Annotated in this window: 11 protein-coding genes; 5 read left to right on the plus strand and 6 right to left on the minus strand. The window is 72.7% G+C overall.

Annotated features, from left to right (window positions below):
• Positions 1 to 12: 12 nt before the first annotated feature.
• The 5 genes from O2W17_RS07885 to O2W17_RS07905 form a co-directional block, all read right to left on the minus strand.
• Positions 13 to 1359, minus strand: a complete 1347-nt coding sequence (locus O2W17_RS07885) for a sugar transferase (protein ID WP_442864527.1) — start codon at positions 1357 to 1359, stop codon at positions 13 to 15.
• Between the two features lie 489 nt (positions 1360 to 1848).
• Positions 1849 to 3597: a polysaccharide biosynthesis tyrosine autokinase gene (locus O2W17_RS07890; protein WP_269191846.1), complete on the minus strand. Its 1749-nt coding sequence runs from the start codon at positions 3595 to 3597 to the stop codon at positions 1849 to 1851.
• Positions 3598 to 3720: 123 nt separating this feature from the next.
• Positions 3721 to 4791, minus strand: a complete 1071-nt coding sequence (locus O2W17_RS07895; RefSeq protein WP_269191847.1) for a glycosyltransferase family 4 protein — start codon at positions 4789 to 4791, stop codon at positions 3721 to 3723.
• Positions 4788 to 5795: a glycosyltransferase gene (locus tag O2W17_RS07900; protein ID WP_269191848.1), complete on the minus strand. Its 1008-nt coding sequence runs from the start codon at positions 5793 to 5795 to the stop codon at positions 4788 to 4790. Before O2W17_RS07900 ends, O2W17_RS07895 begins: the two co-directional genes overlap by 4 nt.
• A gap of 73 nt (positions 5796 to 5868) precedes the next feature.
• A complete protein-coding gene (locus O2W17_RS07905) occupies positions 5869 to 7437 on the minus strand; it encodes an O-antigen ligase family protein (protein WP_269191849.1) in 1569 nt (522 codons plus the stop codon).
• Positions 7438 to 7684: 247 nt separating this feature from the next.
• Here O2W17_RS07905 and O2W17_RS07910 point away from each other — a divergent pair, with 247 nt between their 5' ends.
• Both O2W17_RS07910 and O2W17_RS07915 read left to right on the plus strand, forming a co-directional pair.
• Complete coding sequence (locus O2W17_RS07910; RefSeq protein ID WP_269191850.1) at positions 7685 to 9004, plus strand: UDP-glucose dehydrogenase family protein; 1320 nt, start codon at positions 7685 to 7687, stop codon at positions 9002 to 9004.
• Positions 9005 to 9059: 55 nt separating this feature from the next.
• Entirely contained in the window at positions 9060 to 10409 is a 1350-nt protein-coding gene (locus O2W17_RS07915) for a hypothetical protein (protein ID WP_269191851.1), read from the plus strand.
• 3 nt (positions 10410 to 10412) lie between these two features.
• Here O2W17_RS07915 and O2W17_RS07920 read toward each other — a convergent pair whose 3' ends face one another.
• A complete protein-coding gene (locus O2W17_RS07920; protein ID WP_269191852.1) occupies positions 10413 to 11381 on the minus strand; it encodes a polysaccharide lyase in 969 nt (322 codons plus the stop codon).
• Between the two features lie 37 nt (positions 11382 to 11418).
• Between O2W17_RS07920 and O2W17_RS07925 the strand changes: the two genes are divergently transcribed.
• The 3 genes from O2W17_RS07925 (at position 11419) to O2W17_RS07935 (ending at position 14643) form a co-directional block, all read left to right on the plus strand.
• Complete coding sequence (locus O2W17_RS07925) at positions 11419 to 12936, plus strand: acyltransferase family protein (protein WP_269191853.1); 1518 nt, start codon at positions 11419 to 11421, stop codon at positions 12934 to 12936.
• A gap of 198 nt (positions 12937 to 13134) precedes the next feature.
• Positions 13135 to 13461, plus strand: a complete 327-nt coding sequence (locus tag O2W17_RS07930) for a hypothetical protein (protein ID WP_269191854.1) — start codon at positions 13135 to 13137, stop codon at positions 13459 to 13461.
• Positions 13462 to 13674: 213 nt separating this feature from the next.
• The gene (locus tag O2W17_RS07935) at positions 13675 to 14643 is read left to right on the plus strand and encodes an LCP family protein (RefSeq protein ID WP_269191855.1); all 969 of its coding nucleotides are present in this window, start codon (positions 13675 to 13677) and stop codon (positions 14641 to 14643) included.
• The last annotated feature ends 108 nt before the right edge of the window (positions 14644 to 14751 follow it).

The following is a 14751-nucleotide window of genomic DNA, read 5'->3' on the forward strand; positions in this document are numbered from 1 at the left end:
CCGGACCGCCGGTCAGTAGGCCCCGCGGCCGCGGATGACCGCGCCGAGGGTCTTCCAGAGGATCATCATGTCGAAGCTCAGCGACCAGTTCTCCACGTAACGGACGTCGATCCGCACCGAGTCGTCCCAGGAGAGGTCCGAGCGGCCGCTGATCTGCCACAGCCCGGTGATGCCGGGCTTGACCAGGAAGCGGCGGCGCATGTCGAAGCCGTACCGCTCGGTCTCGCTCGGCAGCGGCGGGCGCGGGCCGACCAGGCTCATGTCGCCGCGCAGCACGTTGAGCAGCTGGGGCAGCTCGTCGAGGGAGTACCGGCGCAGCACCTTCCCGACGCGGGTGACGCGGGGGTCGGCCTTGCGCTTGTAGAGGACGCCGTTGCCGTCGTTGTCGTTCTCGAGCACGTCGACCATCCGGTCCGCGCCGGTGACCATGCTGCGGAACTTGAGCATGGAGAACGTCTGCCCGTCGCGGCCGACCCGGGTCTGCCGGTAGAACACCGGGCCGCGGCTGGTGGTCTTGAGGGCCAGGGCGATGCCGAGGAACAGCGGCAGCGTCATCACCAGCGCCAGGGCGGCCAGGCCGGCGTCGACCGCCGTCTTGCCGAGCCGGCGGACCCCGCGGAGCTCCGGCCGCTCGACGTGCAGCAGCGGGAGCCCGCAGACCGGGCGGATGGCGACCCGCGGGCCGACGACCTCGGTGACGGCCGGGGCGAGCAGCAGCTCGGCCTCGGTCTTCTCCAGCTCCCAGCCGAGCCGGCGCAGCAGCGGCCCGTCCAGCTCCGGGCACGGCATGACGGCGACGGTGTCGACCTCGTAGCGGTGCACCACCTCGAGCACCTCGTCGAGGCCGCCGAGGACCGGCAGCCCCTCGAAGTCGGTCGGCCCGTCGGCCAGCTTCCCGTCGGGCAGGCAGCACCCGATCACCCGGTAGCCGTGGTACGCCGCGCGGTCGAGCTGCGCGTGCAGCGAGGCCACGGCGCCGCGGTGGCCCACGATGACCGTGGTCTGCTGGAAGGCGCCACCGGTGCGGGCCCGGTGCAGCCGCTGCCGGCGCACGTAGCGCTGCAGCAGCGTCAGGACGGTCGCCAGCGGCAGGGCGACCACGACGAAGCCCCGGGCGACGTCCAGGTCCAGGCCCCAGGACACGGCGGCCACGACGGCCAGCAGGAGCGCGGCGGCGTCCAGCACGCGCCGGAACTCGTCGGCGCCGACCCAGAGGAAGCGCTCCTCGTAGGTGCGCCCGATGTGCATCGCGGCCAGCCAGAGCACGGGCATGAGCATCGCGGCGTACAGCGAGTACTTGGCCGCGCCGTCGACCTCGGTCCCGAAGCGGACGAAGTAGCCGATGGTCGCCGCGAGCACCGCGCACAGCGCGTCCCCGAGGACGATGCTGCGGACGTACGCCGCCCGCCAGGCCCGCCGGACCTCGGTGCCCTCGCCGCGCAGGCGACGGATCCGGGAGAACCGGGTCCGCGTCTTCCGCGGGGTCGGGAGCAGCTCGCGGGCGCGGTCGCCGTCGGCGAGCGCCCCGGGGGCGGTGTCGCCGTCGGTGAGTGCCTCACGGGTGGTGTCGCCGTGGGTGATCTGGAGAGTGATGCCGAACCCCTGGGTGCGTCTGGTCGTCGTGGTGACGACCCGTCAGGCACGCCGACCACACCGTGAACACGCAGGGTGATCGCCTGTGAACACACGAAGTGGACGCACCGGTCACTCGAGCCGCCGGAACCGACGGTAGCCGCTTATAGCCGAAAAAGCAGGTTCACGATGCAACCGTACTGAGGGGCCTTAATCCATCACGCTGCGTGAGCGATCCAGGTCACGCAGGCACCGGACCGATCCCGGCCCGTCCGGTCAGCGACCGTCCAGGTCCCCCGGGTGCCGCCCGGCGCCGCCGGGGCCGGCGGCCGGCTCTCCTGCCGCGCGGTGCTGCCCGTTCCCCGGCCCGTTCGACCGGCCCCGGGCGAGCTCGGCGGCGTCCGAGGGCCGGACGGCGGGGATGGGCCTGGTCATGCCCGGCTTCAGGTCGACCGTGGGCTCGTTGACCGGGCGCTCCGCGACCGGCTCACCGGCGCTCGGCTCCCCGGCGACCGGCTGCTCCGCGGCCGGCTGCTCGAGCCGGGTGGCACCGGCGGGCTCCGCCGCGACGGCGGCAGGCGCCGTGCCCGCGGCCCGGCCGGCGGGCGCCGGGTCGGGGTCGTCGTCGACGTCCGAGTCCCCGGTCGGGGCCTCGCCCTGGTAGCCGTACGCGTGGGCCGGATCGGCCGACGCCGGCGCGATGTTGAGCACCACCCCGAGCGTCCGGGCCCCGACGCGGTCGAGCAGCGCCCGGGCCTGCTGGAGCTCCTCCCGGCTGGTCTTCCCCTGGCGGACCGACAGCAGCACGCCGTCCATCACCACGGCGACGGCGCTGCCGTCGGAGACCGGCAGCAGCGGGGGCGTGTCCACGACGACGTAGTCGTTGGCGGCGCGCAGCCGGTCGACCAGCGCGCCGAGCTGGCTGGACGCGAGCAGCTCGCTGGGGTTGGGCGGGATGGCCCCGGCCGAGAGGACCGAGAGCTTCCGGCTGCCCTTCCCGTAGGTCTGGAGGACGTCGTCGAGGTCGGCGGCACCGGACAGCACGCTGGTCAGACCGGCGCCGTCGACGAGACCGAGGTACCGGGTGATCCGCGGGTGGCGCAGATCGGCCTCGACCAGGGTCACCCGGTGCCCGCCCTCGGCGAGGGTGACGGCGAGGTTCGCGGCGAGCGTGCTCTTGCCCTCCCCGCCCACGGCGCTGGACACCATGATCACGCGCGGGGGCGCGTCGACGTCGAGGAACTGCAGGTTGGTGCGCAGCTGGCGGAAGCTCTCGGCGTTCCCCGACCGGCTGCGCCGGTCGAGCACGTGCTCGTGCTCCAGCCGGCGGTCGCGCGTGATGGTCCCGATCAACGGGGCACCGGCCGCGGCGGCGGCGACCTTGCCGTCCCGCACCGACCGGTCCAGCCGCACCCGCGCGTAGGCGAGCGCCAGGCCGACCAGCAGGCCGATCAGCAGACCGACGGCGATGTTCGAGTAGAGGTTCGGGGAGGCGGGCTCCTCCGGGATCTCCGGGCTGTCGAGCACGGTCACCTTGACCGGGACGGTCGTCACCGGCTCGACCTCGGGCTCGGTCGGCGTCGTGGTGGTCGCCTCGACCACGTCGACCAGTTCGGCGAACTGGGTGGCGACGGCCTCGGCCAGGTCCCGCGCACGCTCGGGCGAGGTGTCGGTGATCACGATGTCCAGGACGGTCGTGTCGGGCACCACCGAGGCCTCGATCCGGCTCTGCACCTCGTCCGGCGTCAGGTCGAGGTCGAGGGTGTCGACGACCTCGACGGCCAGCCGCTCGCTGGTGAGCACCTGGACGTAGGAGGCGACCCGGTTCTGGGAGAACTGGCTGCCCTGGAAGGCGGCGGTGGTGGTCGTCGCATCCGTCGAGGTCACGAACAGCTGCGTCGACGACGTGTAGGTCGGCGTCATCGTCATGGCCATACCGGCCCCGGCCGCCCCGCCCAGGAGCAGCCCGATGACGGGCAGGAACCATCCGGCCCTGAATGCCGCGACGGTGTCTCTGAAATCCACTACTTCCTCGTCTCCGATGGTCGACGCCCCGCAGGTTCGGACCTGCCTGGCGTCGCGGCCGTGCGCATGGAGCTACGCACCTGCTGTTCGTGCCCGACTCAATCAGTTGCTGAGACCGCCAGGCTAGGTACTACCGGGCGGATCAGGCACTGAGCTGTCACCCGGATGGGCGGTATCCACGCACATCTGCCAGTGCTCGACGAACGTGCGCCGGACCACCTCGTTGGAGTGGCGGTCCTTCACCCGGTCCCAGGCCTCGCGCCCCAGCCGCAGCGCCAGCTCCGGCGAATCTGCCATCCGGCGCAGCGCCGACCCGAGCGCCTCGGCGTCGGCCGGCGGGACGATCAGCCCCGTGTCGGCGACCACCTCGGCGATCTGGCCGACATCGGTGGCGATGACCGGAGTGCCCAGGCTCATCGACTCCAGGATGATCATCGGCATCGCCTCCGCCCGGCTGGGCAGGACGAGCGCGACCGCCGTCCGCAGCCGGGCGAGCACCTCGTCGGGCGTGACCGGCCCCTCGAACACCACCCCGTCGGGGAGCGGCTCGGGTAGCTGGAAACGGGGCGCGAGGTCACCGAAGAGGACGAGCCGGTGGCCGTCGACCTTCGCCGCCTCCCACGCGTCGAGGAGCACGTCGGCCCCCTTCCGCTGCCCGACCTCACCGGCGAAGACGAACCCGGAGCGACCGTCGCCGACCGGCTCCTCCGCGATCGGGACGGAGTTGGCCGCCCGGACCGGGGTCACGCCCAGGGAGCGCAGCACCTCGGCGGCGGGTTCGGTCAGCACGAACACCACGGCCGGCCAGCGCAGCACCCGGCCGGCCAGCCGGCGATTGCCCCTGGCGAAGGAGACGAACGTGGAGCCGTGCACCAGGACGGTGCAGCAGACCCCGCGCAGGCGGGCGATCCCGACCAGCAGCCCCTCGCGGAGGAAGGACCCCTGCTGGGTCAGGTGGAAGTGCCAGACGTCGGTGGGCTGCACCGGGCTGAACAGCACCTTCAGCGTCGTCCGGGCGAACGCGGCGAGGGTGCGCCGGCGGTCCCCGTGCCAGTAGGAGGGCCACTCCCGCATCTCGAGGTCGTCGCCGGCCCAGGTGTTCATCGTGCGCACCACGGAGGACACCCCGCCGCGCCCCTGCGAGGCGTTGCCGATCTGCGTGACGCGCAGCGCAGGTCGCGACGGGCCGGTCACGCCGACGTGTCCCCGGACCGGCGGATCACGACGTCGGCGGGGTCGAGGTCCTCCGACGCCAGCTCGTCGGGGCTGCGCAGCGCGACCAGCCCGCGCCCGGCGAGCTCACGGGCCACCTGGAGCTGGTGGTCGTCGACGTGCTCGCCGCGGGCGGCCAACCGCGGGACGACGACGGGCCGGACACCGAGCTCCAGCGCCCGGAGCAGCGTGCCCACGCCGGAGTGCGTGACGAAGACGTCGCTGTCAGTCAGCAGGCGGTCGAACTCCTCGGCGCGCAGCTCCTGGTTGACGTTCCCGGGCAGGTCGTCGCGGGTCGTGACGCCGAGCTGCCAGGTGACGGTGTCGCCGGGGCGGAGCTGCTTCCGCACGGCGTCGACGAGCGCGTCGAAGCGGAACGGCTTGATGGTGCCCAGGCTGACGAAGACGCGGCGGCCGTCCTCGCCCCGGGGAGCGCGGTCGGGCGCGGGCACGGCGGTGTAGTCGTCGAGCAGCGAGGGGCCAAGCCGCCAGCCCGGCCGGTCGGCCCAGCCGGCGTGCTGGCTGTAGCGCTGGATGCGCGGCAGCTTCTCGAGGATGCGGCCGGTGGCCGACGGCCCGTCGAAGCGCGACACGCTCTCGATGTAGACGACGGGGAGGCGTCGCAGCTGCCCGATGGCGTAGGCGGAGATGCCGACCGCCGCCCCGGTGCTGAGGACGACGTCGAAGCGCTCGCGGCGGGTCTCCCGGTGCAGCCGGACGGCCGCCCGGAACGCCGGCTTCAGGCCGCGCGGCGGCACGTAGTCGAGGGTGACGACGTCCCGCCCGCGCAGCAGCGAGCGGCTCTGCTCCGAGTCGAACGTGGCGAAGACCGAGTCCGGTCGGAGGCCGAACCGCTCCGACCACCGGACGATCTGGGCGAGGTGGCCACCCGTCGAGGCGACGAGGAGCGCGCGCTTGCCCCGCAGTGCGGCGGCGAGTTCCGCCGCCCCACCTGCCGATTCGGTTCGATCACCTTCTGACGACACCCATGAAGGGTAATGGGCATCGGGTGCGCACCCGTCCTCGCGCGCCAGTTTTCGCCGGTTGGAGTGCTCCGTCTCAGCGCGCGGCGGCGGTTTCCGTGACGCGGGCCACGTCGGGGCGCCCGGCCGTGCCGGCCGGGACCTCGCCGGCGTCCTTCTCGTCGTTCCCGGCCGACCCCGCACCGAACGATCCCAGCAGCCCCACGAGGAGGAACAGGGGGACGTAGGACGGCGGCGAGACGAACACCGGGTTGCCGGTCGACTCGAGCAGGTACTGGAAGATCCAGGCGATCCCGGTGAGCCCCAGCCACCGCGCGATCGGCTCCTGGTCGACCGACAGCCGGCGCAGCCGCTGGAAGACGGCGACGAGTGCGAAGACGAACGCCAGCAGCCCGAGGATGCCGGCCTCGCCCAGGATGGCCGGCCACATGGTGTCGGTGAGGAAGAGGGCGTTGCCGGTCCGCTCCGACAGCCCCCACACGTTCTGGTAGCCGCGCTCCAGGTACAGGGGGCTGTAGAAGGTCGCGGCGGTGTCGGAGCCGAACCGGCCGAAGCCTGCGCCCAGCGGGAAGTGGTCGACGGCGACGAAGAAGGAGTCGCGGGTCATCAGCGTGCGCGCCGCCGTGCCCTCGGACTGGTCGAAGTAGGTGGCCACGATGCCCTGCAGCGCGGTCAGCAGCGTGGACCAGAACAGGATGACGATGCCGGCCACGGTGGCCAGCGCCGTCGGGAAGACACCGGACCGGCCGGCCCGCGAGCTGAGCCACAGGAAGCTGCCGATCATCCCGAGCCAGGTCTTGCGCCGGAACGAGAAGACGGCGACCAGCGCCATGCCGGCCGAGAGCAGCCAGGTGAACCGGGTGCCGCCCATGGTGGTGTTCCAGGCGACGACGGCCAGGAAGCCGAGGGCGGCCATGATGCCCAGCGTGCCGGGCTCGACGAACGGGCCGATCAGCGACGGGATCGCCGCGCGGTAGCTGACCTGCGGGATGTTGCCCACCGTGGCCTGCCAGGTCTGCGGGATGGCGAGGTTGACCAGCGAGCAGGCGATGATGAAGAACAGGAAGGCCACGCCGCCCTTGGCCAGCCGGCGCACGTCGGCGGGCGACCACTGCACCTGGGCCACCGCCAGGGAGAGCAGGATCCCCTTCGAGGCCAGCGCCGCACCGGTGCCGAGGACCACGAGCGGCACGTCGGCGACCAGCCCGCTGACGACGCCGAGCACGCCGAACAGGAGGAACCAGCCGAGGCCCGGGAAGCTGCGGATCGGCTGCCCGCGGAGGAGCCGGGGCCCGAGGCTGACCGCCAGAGCCGCGGCGATCGCCCCCTCGTCGAGGTAGTCGACGACCTTGATGCCGGAGACCTGGGCGGCCGTCTTGGCCAGCAGGCACGCCACGACGGCGGCCGCCAGGAAACGCTTCGGGTGCTGGCAGCCCCACACCAGCAGCGGCACACCGATGACCAGCAGCAGCACCGGCACCGGCTGGTAGGCCGCGGCGGCGGTCAGGCCGACGACGGCCAGCACGCACAGGACCAGGGTGCGCGGCACGGTCCTGGTCAGCGCATCGCCCACCACGACCCCTTCCACGCCCCGCAGCCGCCCAGCACGGCGATACGGCTCCTCCTGGTCCGGGCAGCGTCGCATGCGGCCCGACCTCCGACAATGCCATGCATCCGCAACCATCCGGCCGGTTCGCGGCCGAGCATGACCCCCGACACACCCGGACGGGTGGTCGGCCGCCTGCACGGGCTACTTCTCCCGGTTCCGGCGACGGCTCGGCTAGCCATGCGGCCGGTGCGTGCACGACCATGGCGGAGGCCTGCGGCGGACCGAGGGGGACGCCGGGGCCCACGACCTGCCTGCACAACTCGTTCGAGCACTGGAGCACTGCGTGAAGATCTCGGTCATCGGCTGCGGATACCTGGGGGCGGTGCATGCCGCCTCGATGGCCGAGCTCGGCCACGACGTCGTCGGCATCGACGTCGACCGCCCGAAGATCGAGTCGCTCTCGCAGGCCCGGGCACCGTTCTTCGAGCCCGGCTTCGAGGAGCTGCTGGAGCGCACCCTGGCCACCGGCCGGCTGCGCTTCACCACCGACTTCGCCGACGCCGCGGGCGCTGCGGTGCACTTCGTCTGCGTCGGCACCCCGCAGAAGCGCGGCGAGTACGCCGCCGACATGCGCTACGTGCAGGGCGCGGTCGAGTCGCTGCTCGAGGTCCTGGCCCCCGGGGAGCTCGTCGTCGGCAAGTCCACCGTGCCGGTCGGGACGGCGGCCGGGCTGGCCGAGCTGATCGAGGCCAAGGTGCCCGGCGCGCTGCTGGCCTGGAACCCGGAGTTCCTCCGCGAGGGCTTCGCCGTGCAGGACACCCTGCACCCCGACCGGCTGGTCTACGGCCTGCCCGCCGGGCCGGACGGCGACACCGCGCGGAAGCTGCTGGACGAGGTGTACGCCACGATCGTCGAGCGCGGCACGCCGAAGGTGGAGAGCGACTACGCCACCGCCGAGATGGTGAAGACCGCGGCGAACTCCTTCCTCGCCACGAAGATCTCCTTCATCAACGCCATGGCCGAGCTGTGCGAGGCCACCGGCGCCGACGTGAAGCTGCTGGCCGACGCCATCGGCTACGACGACCGGATCGGCCGCAAGTTCCTCAACGCCGGCCTCGGCTTCGGCGGCGGCTGCCTGCCCAAGGACATCCGCGCCTTCATGGCCCGCGCCGGGGAGCTGGGCGCCGACCAGGCGCTGACGTTCCTGCGCGAGGTCGACAACATCAACATGCGCCGCCGCATCCGCATGGTGGAGCTGGCCCGCGAGGTCCTCGACGGCTCGCTGCTGGGCAAGCGGGTCGCCGTCCTCGGGGCGGCCTTCAAGCCCGACAGCGACGACATCCGCGACTCGCCGGCGCTAAACGTCGCCGCCCAGCTGCAGCTGCAGGGCGCCGTCGTCCGGGTGACCGACCCGGCCGCCGTGGAGAACAGCCGGAAGCTCTGGCCGCAACTGGAGTACGCCGACACCCCGGAAGAGGCGGCGAAGGGGGCGGACGCCGTCCTGGTGCTGACCGAGTGGAAGCAGTACCGGGAGCTCGACCCGGTCGCCTTCGGGCGCGTGGTGCGCCAGAAGCGGGTCCTCGACGGGCGCAACGCCCTGAACATGACCGACTGGACCGCCGCGGGCTGGGCCTACCGCGCCCTCGGCCGCCGCGCCGGCTGACCGCCGACGCACCCCCGAGCTCCGATCCGATGCCGCTGACCCTCCGCGCCGCGCGATGGTGACCCGACGCCTGGGCCGGGCGCTGCGCGGGGGCAAGCTGGTCAGCCGGGGGCTGACCGTCGCCGACCAGGCGATCTCCAGCGCCAGCAACATGCTGCTGTCGGTGGCGATCGCCTCCGGCGTGAGCGCCAGCGTCTTCGGTGAGTTCGCGATCATCTACAGCATCTACTGGCTGCTGCTGGGCGGGACCCGCGCCGCCGTCCTGGATCCGCTGTTGATCACCCAGCGCAACGTGCTCAAGGGCGCGCCGGTGCACCTCGTCGCCGCGGTGTCGGCGACGGCGGTGGGCGCCGTCGGGATCCCGATCGGCCTGCTGCTGCTCGCCACGCCGCTGGACACCGCGTGGGTCGTGTTCTTCCTCGGGCTGCCGGTGCTCCTGCTGCAGGACGCGCTGCGCTACGTCGGCTTCTTCGAGCAGCGGCCGGGCCGGGCGGTGCTGCTGGACGGCGTCTGGCTGGTGGTGATGATCGTCGCCACCGTCCTGGCCCTGACCGACGTCATCTCGGGCACCGCCGTCGTCCTGGCCCTGTGGATCCTCGGCGCGCTGCTGGCCGACGTGATCGGCCTGATCGCCTTCCGGCTGCGCCGCGAGCCGCTGGACCTGCGGGCACGGCTGCGGACGATGTGGCCGGTGTCCGGCCCGCTGCTCGGCGACTTCGCACTCTCCTCGGGCTCCGGCCAGCTGACGGTGTTCCTGCTGCCGGTGGTGGCCAGCACCGCGCTGCTCGGTTCACTGAAGGCTGCCCAGGTGGCCAACGGCCCGCTCAACATCACGGTGGCCGCGGCGAGCGTCATCTGCCTGCCGCTGGTGGCCGGCGCGGTGGAGGCGGGGACCGACCGCGGCCGGGCCCTGCGGATCGGCCGGTACGCCTCGCTGGTGCTGGCCGGCGTCGCCGTCGTCTACGGCGCGGTGCTGGTGCTGCTGCCGCAGGGCGTGGGCCAGGCGCTGTTCGGCGAGTCCTGGGGTTCGGGCTGGCTGGTGGCCGCGGTGAGCCTGCAGATGGTGCTGTTCGGGGTCACCCACGGGGCGCTGCTGGCACTGCGCGGCTCACGCAACACCAAGGCGGCGCTGCGGGTGCGGCTGTCCGTGGCGCCGGTGGCGGTGTTCCTGCCGCTCGCCGCGACCGCGGTCTGGGGCCGCACCGGCCTGATGGCCGGGCTGATCATCGCCGCGGCCACCATGTCCCTGGTGAGCTGGCTGGTCGCCGTCCGGGTGGTGCCGCAGACGCCGGCACCGGACGACGACGACGCCGCCGCTGCCGACGACGACGGGACGGCCGTCGTGCCGGAGAACGCCCCGACCGGCAAGAACCCGCTCGGCTCGCCGGCCTCCACCGTGCAGTAGCGGTCAGTCGGCGGCCGGCTCGAGGGCCACGCTCTCCCTGGTGTCGCCGCGCAGGACGTCGGTGAAGTACAGGGTGTGCTCGCGCCTGGTGTTGTTGGCCGCGTAGATGCCCTGCTTGAGGTAGACGCTCTGCCCCTCGAACAGGTTGGCCCCGACGGCGTCCACCCGCTGCTCGCCGTCGATCCAGACCTGGACGCTGCCCTCGTCGGGGTCGGTGGACCACTCGATCCGGACGGTGTGGTCGAGCCACTCCCCCTTCTCGAGCGGGCCGAGGTCGTAGACGGCGGTGTACTGCGGGGCCTCCTGGCCCAGCAACCCGCCGCGCATCGACAGGCGCAGCTCCGGCTCGGGCCCGTCGGTGACCCAGAGGTCGACGTTGGGCGATCCCTCGTTCGCCGTCTGGTGCCACTGCGTGTAGATGAGGAACTGGTCCCGGCCGTCCCACAGGAAGTCCTCGGGGAAGTACGTCGACCACGAGTACCACTGGACGTCGCCCTCGCGGGGCACGCCGGCCTCCTCGATCGTGGAGCGCACCTCGCCGCGGATGGTGGTGTCGACGCCGAAGGTGAAGTCGCCGGGACGGGCGGAGAACTCCGCCGAGTACTCGTACCCGGGGCGCACCGGCTCGTCGACGATCCGCACCTGCTCGGGGCGGGCGACGTGCAGCTCGCTCCAGTCGGAGAGGTCGCCGTCGCCGTAGCTCCACACGTGCTCGGGCGCCCCCTCGGCGGACGACCGCGAGGGGAACCCCGACGTGGCGAAAAGCGGCCCCGTCGTCGGGACGGGATCGAGCTCGGACACCGGGATCTCCTCGGTCTCCAGCGGCGTCGACGTGGGCTGCGCGGGCTCGGGGGCGGGCGCGGAGGAGGGGGCCGCCTCGTCGGAGGCGGGGTCGTCGGAGCCGCACGCCGTCAGGACGAGGGAGGCCGTCACCACCAGGACGAGCGGCAGCCGGCGGCGTCCTCGGGTCACGACACTCCTCTTCGCGCACGTTCTCGGACGGTGGGCGATGCGGCGCCCCGAACGGCGTCCGGACCCCGCATGGCGGCAGGCGTCACCGGCCGCCCGGAAGGGGCGGACGCAATCGAATGTACCGATCTACAGCCTGTACGTGGAGCGTCACCGCCACGCGGTGCGCAACCGAGTGTTCACACGTCCGTGTGCCCGAAGGCGAGCGGTGCCGACCAGCAGCGCTTATCGTGGTGGAGATGATCTTCACCGGGCGAGCTGTCGCCGAGCCGCTCGGCGTATTCCGCGCGCCCTGGAGGAAGTAGTGGTGTCGACGCCACGCTCGAGCGCGACGTCGTGGACACGGCCGACCGGCCAGCGAGGGGCCCATCGGCCGTCGTCCCTCCCGCCCCGGCGCGGCGAGAGCCCCGCCGGCGCGCCTTCGCCCTCCTCCGGCGGCCCCTCCTCCGGAGCGACCCCGGCCCGGCCGCGCACGGCGCGGCTGGACTCGCTGACCGGGCTGCGCTTCGTGGCGGCGCTGCTGGTCTTCGCCTCGCACTCGATCGCGTCGTTCGAGTTCACCCCCGTCGCCGAGGCGATCGACCCGTACCTCGAGCCGGGCGCGGCCGGGGTGAGCTTCTTCTTCATCCTGAGCGGGTTCGTGCTCACCTGGACCCACCGCCCCGGCGACCGGGTCGGCCCGTTCTACCGACGGCGCTTCGCCCGCATCGCGCCGGCGTACTGGGTCGCGGTGATCGCGTTCATCCCGTTGAACGCGCTGGCCCGCCCGGAGGAGACCGGGGACCTGCTGTGGCACATGGCGCCGTCGTTCATCGGCTTGCACGCGTGGATCCCGGACAACGAGTACTACTGGGCCGGGAACGGCGTCACGTGGTCGATCTCCTGCGAGATGTTCTTCTACGCCATGTTCCCGCTGCTCATCGTCTGGGCGCTGCGGCTCTCCGACCGGGCGCGCTGGTGGGCCGCCGGGGTGCTGTGCCTGCTGGTCATCGTGCCGCCGCTCGTGCTGGCGCCGCTGACCCACGGTGAGACGGTGGCCGACTGGGCGATCTTCATCTTCCCGGTGCAGCGCCTGTGGGAGTTCGGCCTCGGCATCCTGATCGCGCTGTGGATCAAGGAGGGTCGCCGGATCCGCCGTATCGGCATCTGGGGGGCCCTGGGCCTGGTCGCCATCGCCTACGCCATCGCGGTGGTCGCTCCCGCGTACCTGATCTGGGTGGCCATCCCGTTCATCCCGTTCGCGCTGACCATCGCGACGGCGGCGCAGGCCGACCTCGACGGCCGCCCGTCGGTGTTCCGGCACCCGGTGCTGGTGAAACTCGGCGAGTGGTCGTTCGCCTTCTACCTCACCCACCAGCTGGTCATCCGGGCCGTGGACTACGTGCTCGAGCCCACCACGGTCCTCGTGGCCATCGGTGCGACGGTGCTGGCCCTGGTCGTGTCGGTCGCCAGCGCGTACGTGCTCTTCTCCGTGGTCGAGAAGCCGCTGGAGCGACGGCTGCGCGGTGGCACGCTGCCGGTCAGCACCGGCGGCGCCGGCCACGCCCAGAAGCGGTAGCGCGTCGCCGCCGCCGGGAATCCGGTCGGAGCTAGGACCGGACCACCCACCAGGTTTGGGGGGCATCGACTTTGCACAGCTGTGACCCGCGATCGGGCATGCGCGGGTACCTTTCGGGGAAGTGATCCCGGTCACGGGGGAATGGCAGTCCCGTCCTGTCGGATCCGGCGTCGAGCCGGCGACACCAAGGAACAGCCCATGAGCTGGGTGCTGATCGTCATCGCGGTGTGGGTGGTCGTCGCCCTCGGTGCCGCACTCCTCATCGGGGGATCCATCCGCCTGGCCGACCGCCGAGCCGCAGAAGCCGTGGCTCGACTCGGGGAGCGGGCCGCCGGAGCAGCAGCCACGCAGTCGACGGTCCCCCGCCCCGCGGGTGCCGGGGACGATCGGCCCTGGCCCGACCACCGGTCGGCTGCGGCCCAGGCCGTCCCCGTCCCGCCGCAGCGGCTCCGCCGGACGACCGTGCACGGCTGCGTCACGCCCGTCGAACGCATCCCCAGCGAGCGGCAGCCCGGGGCGGCCTGACCTCACTCCCGAGGGGCAGGTCTACCGCCGCCCTCCGTCGCCCGGCCGTACCCTCGGCCGGGCTCGACGGCTGACGGGGGCAAAGGCATGCGCGGCGACGGGATCGGCTCGTCCGGGCAGGACGGACGCGACAGAGGTCAAGCGCACCTCTCCGGGACGACGGGTGACGCACGCCCCCGCCGCCGCGGGCGGCGGGTGCTGATCAGCCTCGGCGTGCTGGCTCTCGTCCTGGTCGTGCTGGTCGGTGGCGGCTTCTGGTTCCTCGCCGACCGGTGGGCCGGCAACATCGACCGCGTCTCCGACGTCTTCGCAGATCTGCAGGAGGAAGGGCGCCCCGCGCCGGCCACGCCGCAGCAGGACGCCGGCGAAGAGCCGATCACCTTCCTGCTGGTCGGCTCAGACACCCGTAGCGAAGGCGAGCAGGGCGTCGATCCCGGCGGCCGCTCGGACGCGATCATGCTGGCCCGGCTCTCGGCCGATCGTCAGCACGCGCAGCTGATCTCCATCCCGCGCGATTCGTGGGTCGACATCCCCGGCTACGGGATGAACAAGATCAATGCCAGCTACGCCTTCGGCGGCCCGTCGCTGCTGATCCAGACGGTGGAGCAGCTGACCCAGGTGCGCATCGACCACTACGTGGCCATCGACTTCGAGGGCCTCATCCAGGTGACCGACGACCTCGGCGGCGTCGACGTGGTGGTGGCGGAGACGACCCGGAACGGCCCGTACACGTTCGAGGCCGGCCTCAACCACCTCGACGGCGATGAGGCCCGCTGGTACCTGGGGCAGCGCTACGGCCTCGCCGGCGGTGACTTCGACCGGGTGAAGCGGCAGCAGCAGTACCTGCGGGCGATGTTCGACAAGCTGTTCAGCTCCGACACCTTCACCAGCCCGCCGAAGCTGGACGCCGCGATGCTGGCCATCACCAGCGCGGTCGGCGTCGACGACGCCCTCGGCAACGCCGAGCTGGTGAGCATGGCCTACTCGATGCGCGGGGTGACCCCCGCCGACGTCGAGTTCTTCACCGCACCCGTGCTCGGCACCGGGATGGAGGGGGCGGCCAGCGTGGTCTACCTCGACGACGTGGCTGCCGACCGCATGTGGGGCTACCTGCGCAGCGACTCGCTGGGCCAGAACGCCGACGAGTTCGCCGACGAGGCCCTCCCCGCCGTCCCCCGCTGACCGCCTGCTGAATCGACCGGCTTCGACGGCAGCCTCGAGGCCCGTCCCGGGATGCGTGGCCGCCGGAGGAGCAGCGCCCCGCGCCGGGAACTGTGCGGCGCCGCCGGC

Source organism: Blastococcus sp. VKM Ac-2987, assembly GCF_026967805.1.
Taxonomy (GTDB): Bacteria; Actinomycetota; Actinomycetes; order Mycobacteriales; family Geodermatophilaceae; genus Blastococcus.

Bases quoted from the DNA above. Each gene is read 5' to 3' on its own strand.
- O2W17_RS07905 (WP_269191849.1), bottom strand. From the start codon at position 7,437: ATGCGACGCTGCCCGGACCAGGAGGAGCCGTATCGCCGTGCTGGGCGG.
- O2W17_RS07915 (WP_269191851.1), top strand. From the start codon at position 9,060: ATGGTGACCCGACGCCTGGGCCGGGCGCTGCGCGGGGGCAAGCTGGTC.
- O2W17_RS07925 (WP_269191853.1), top strand. From the start codon at position 11,419: ATGCGGCGCCCCGAACGGCGTCCGGACCCCGCATGGCGGCAGGCGTCA.
- O2W17_RS07930 (WP_269191854.1), top strand. From the start codon at position 13,135: ATGAGCTGGGTGCTGATCGTCATCGCGGTGTGGGTGGTCGTCGCCCTC.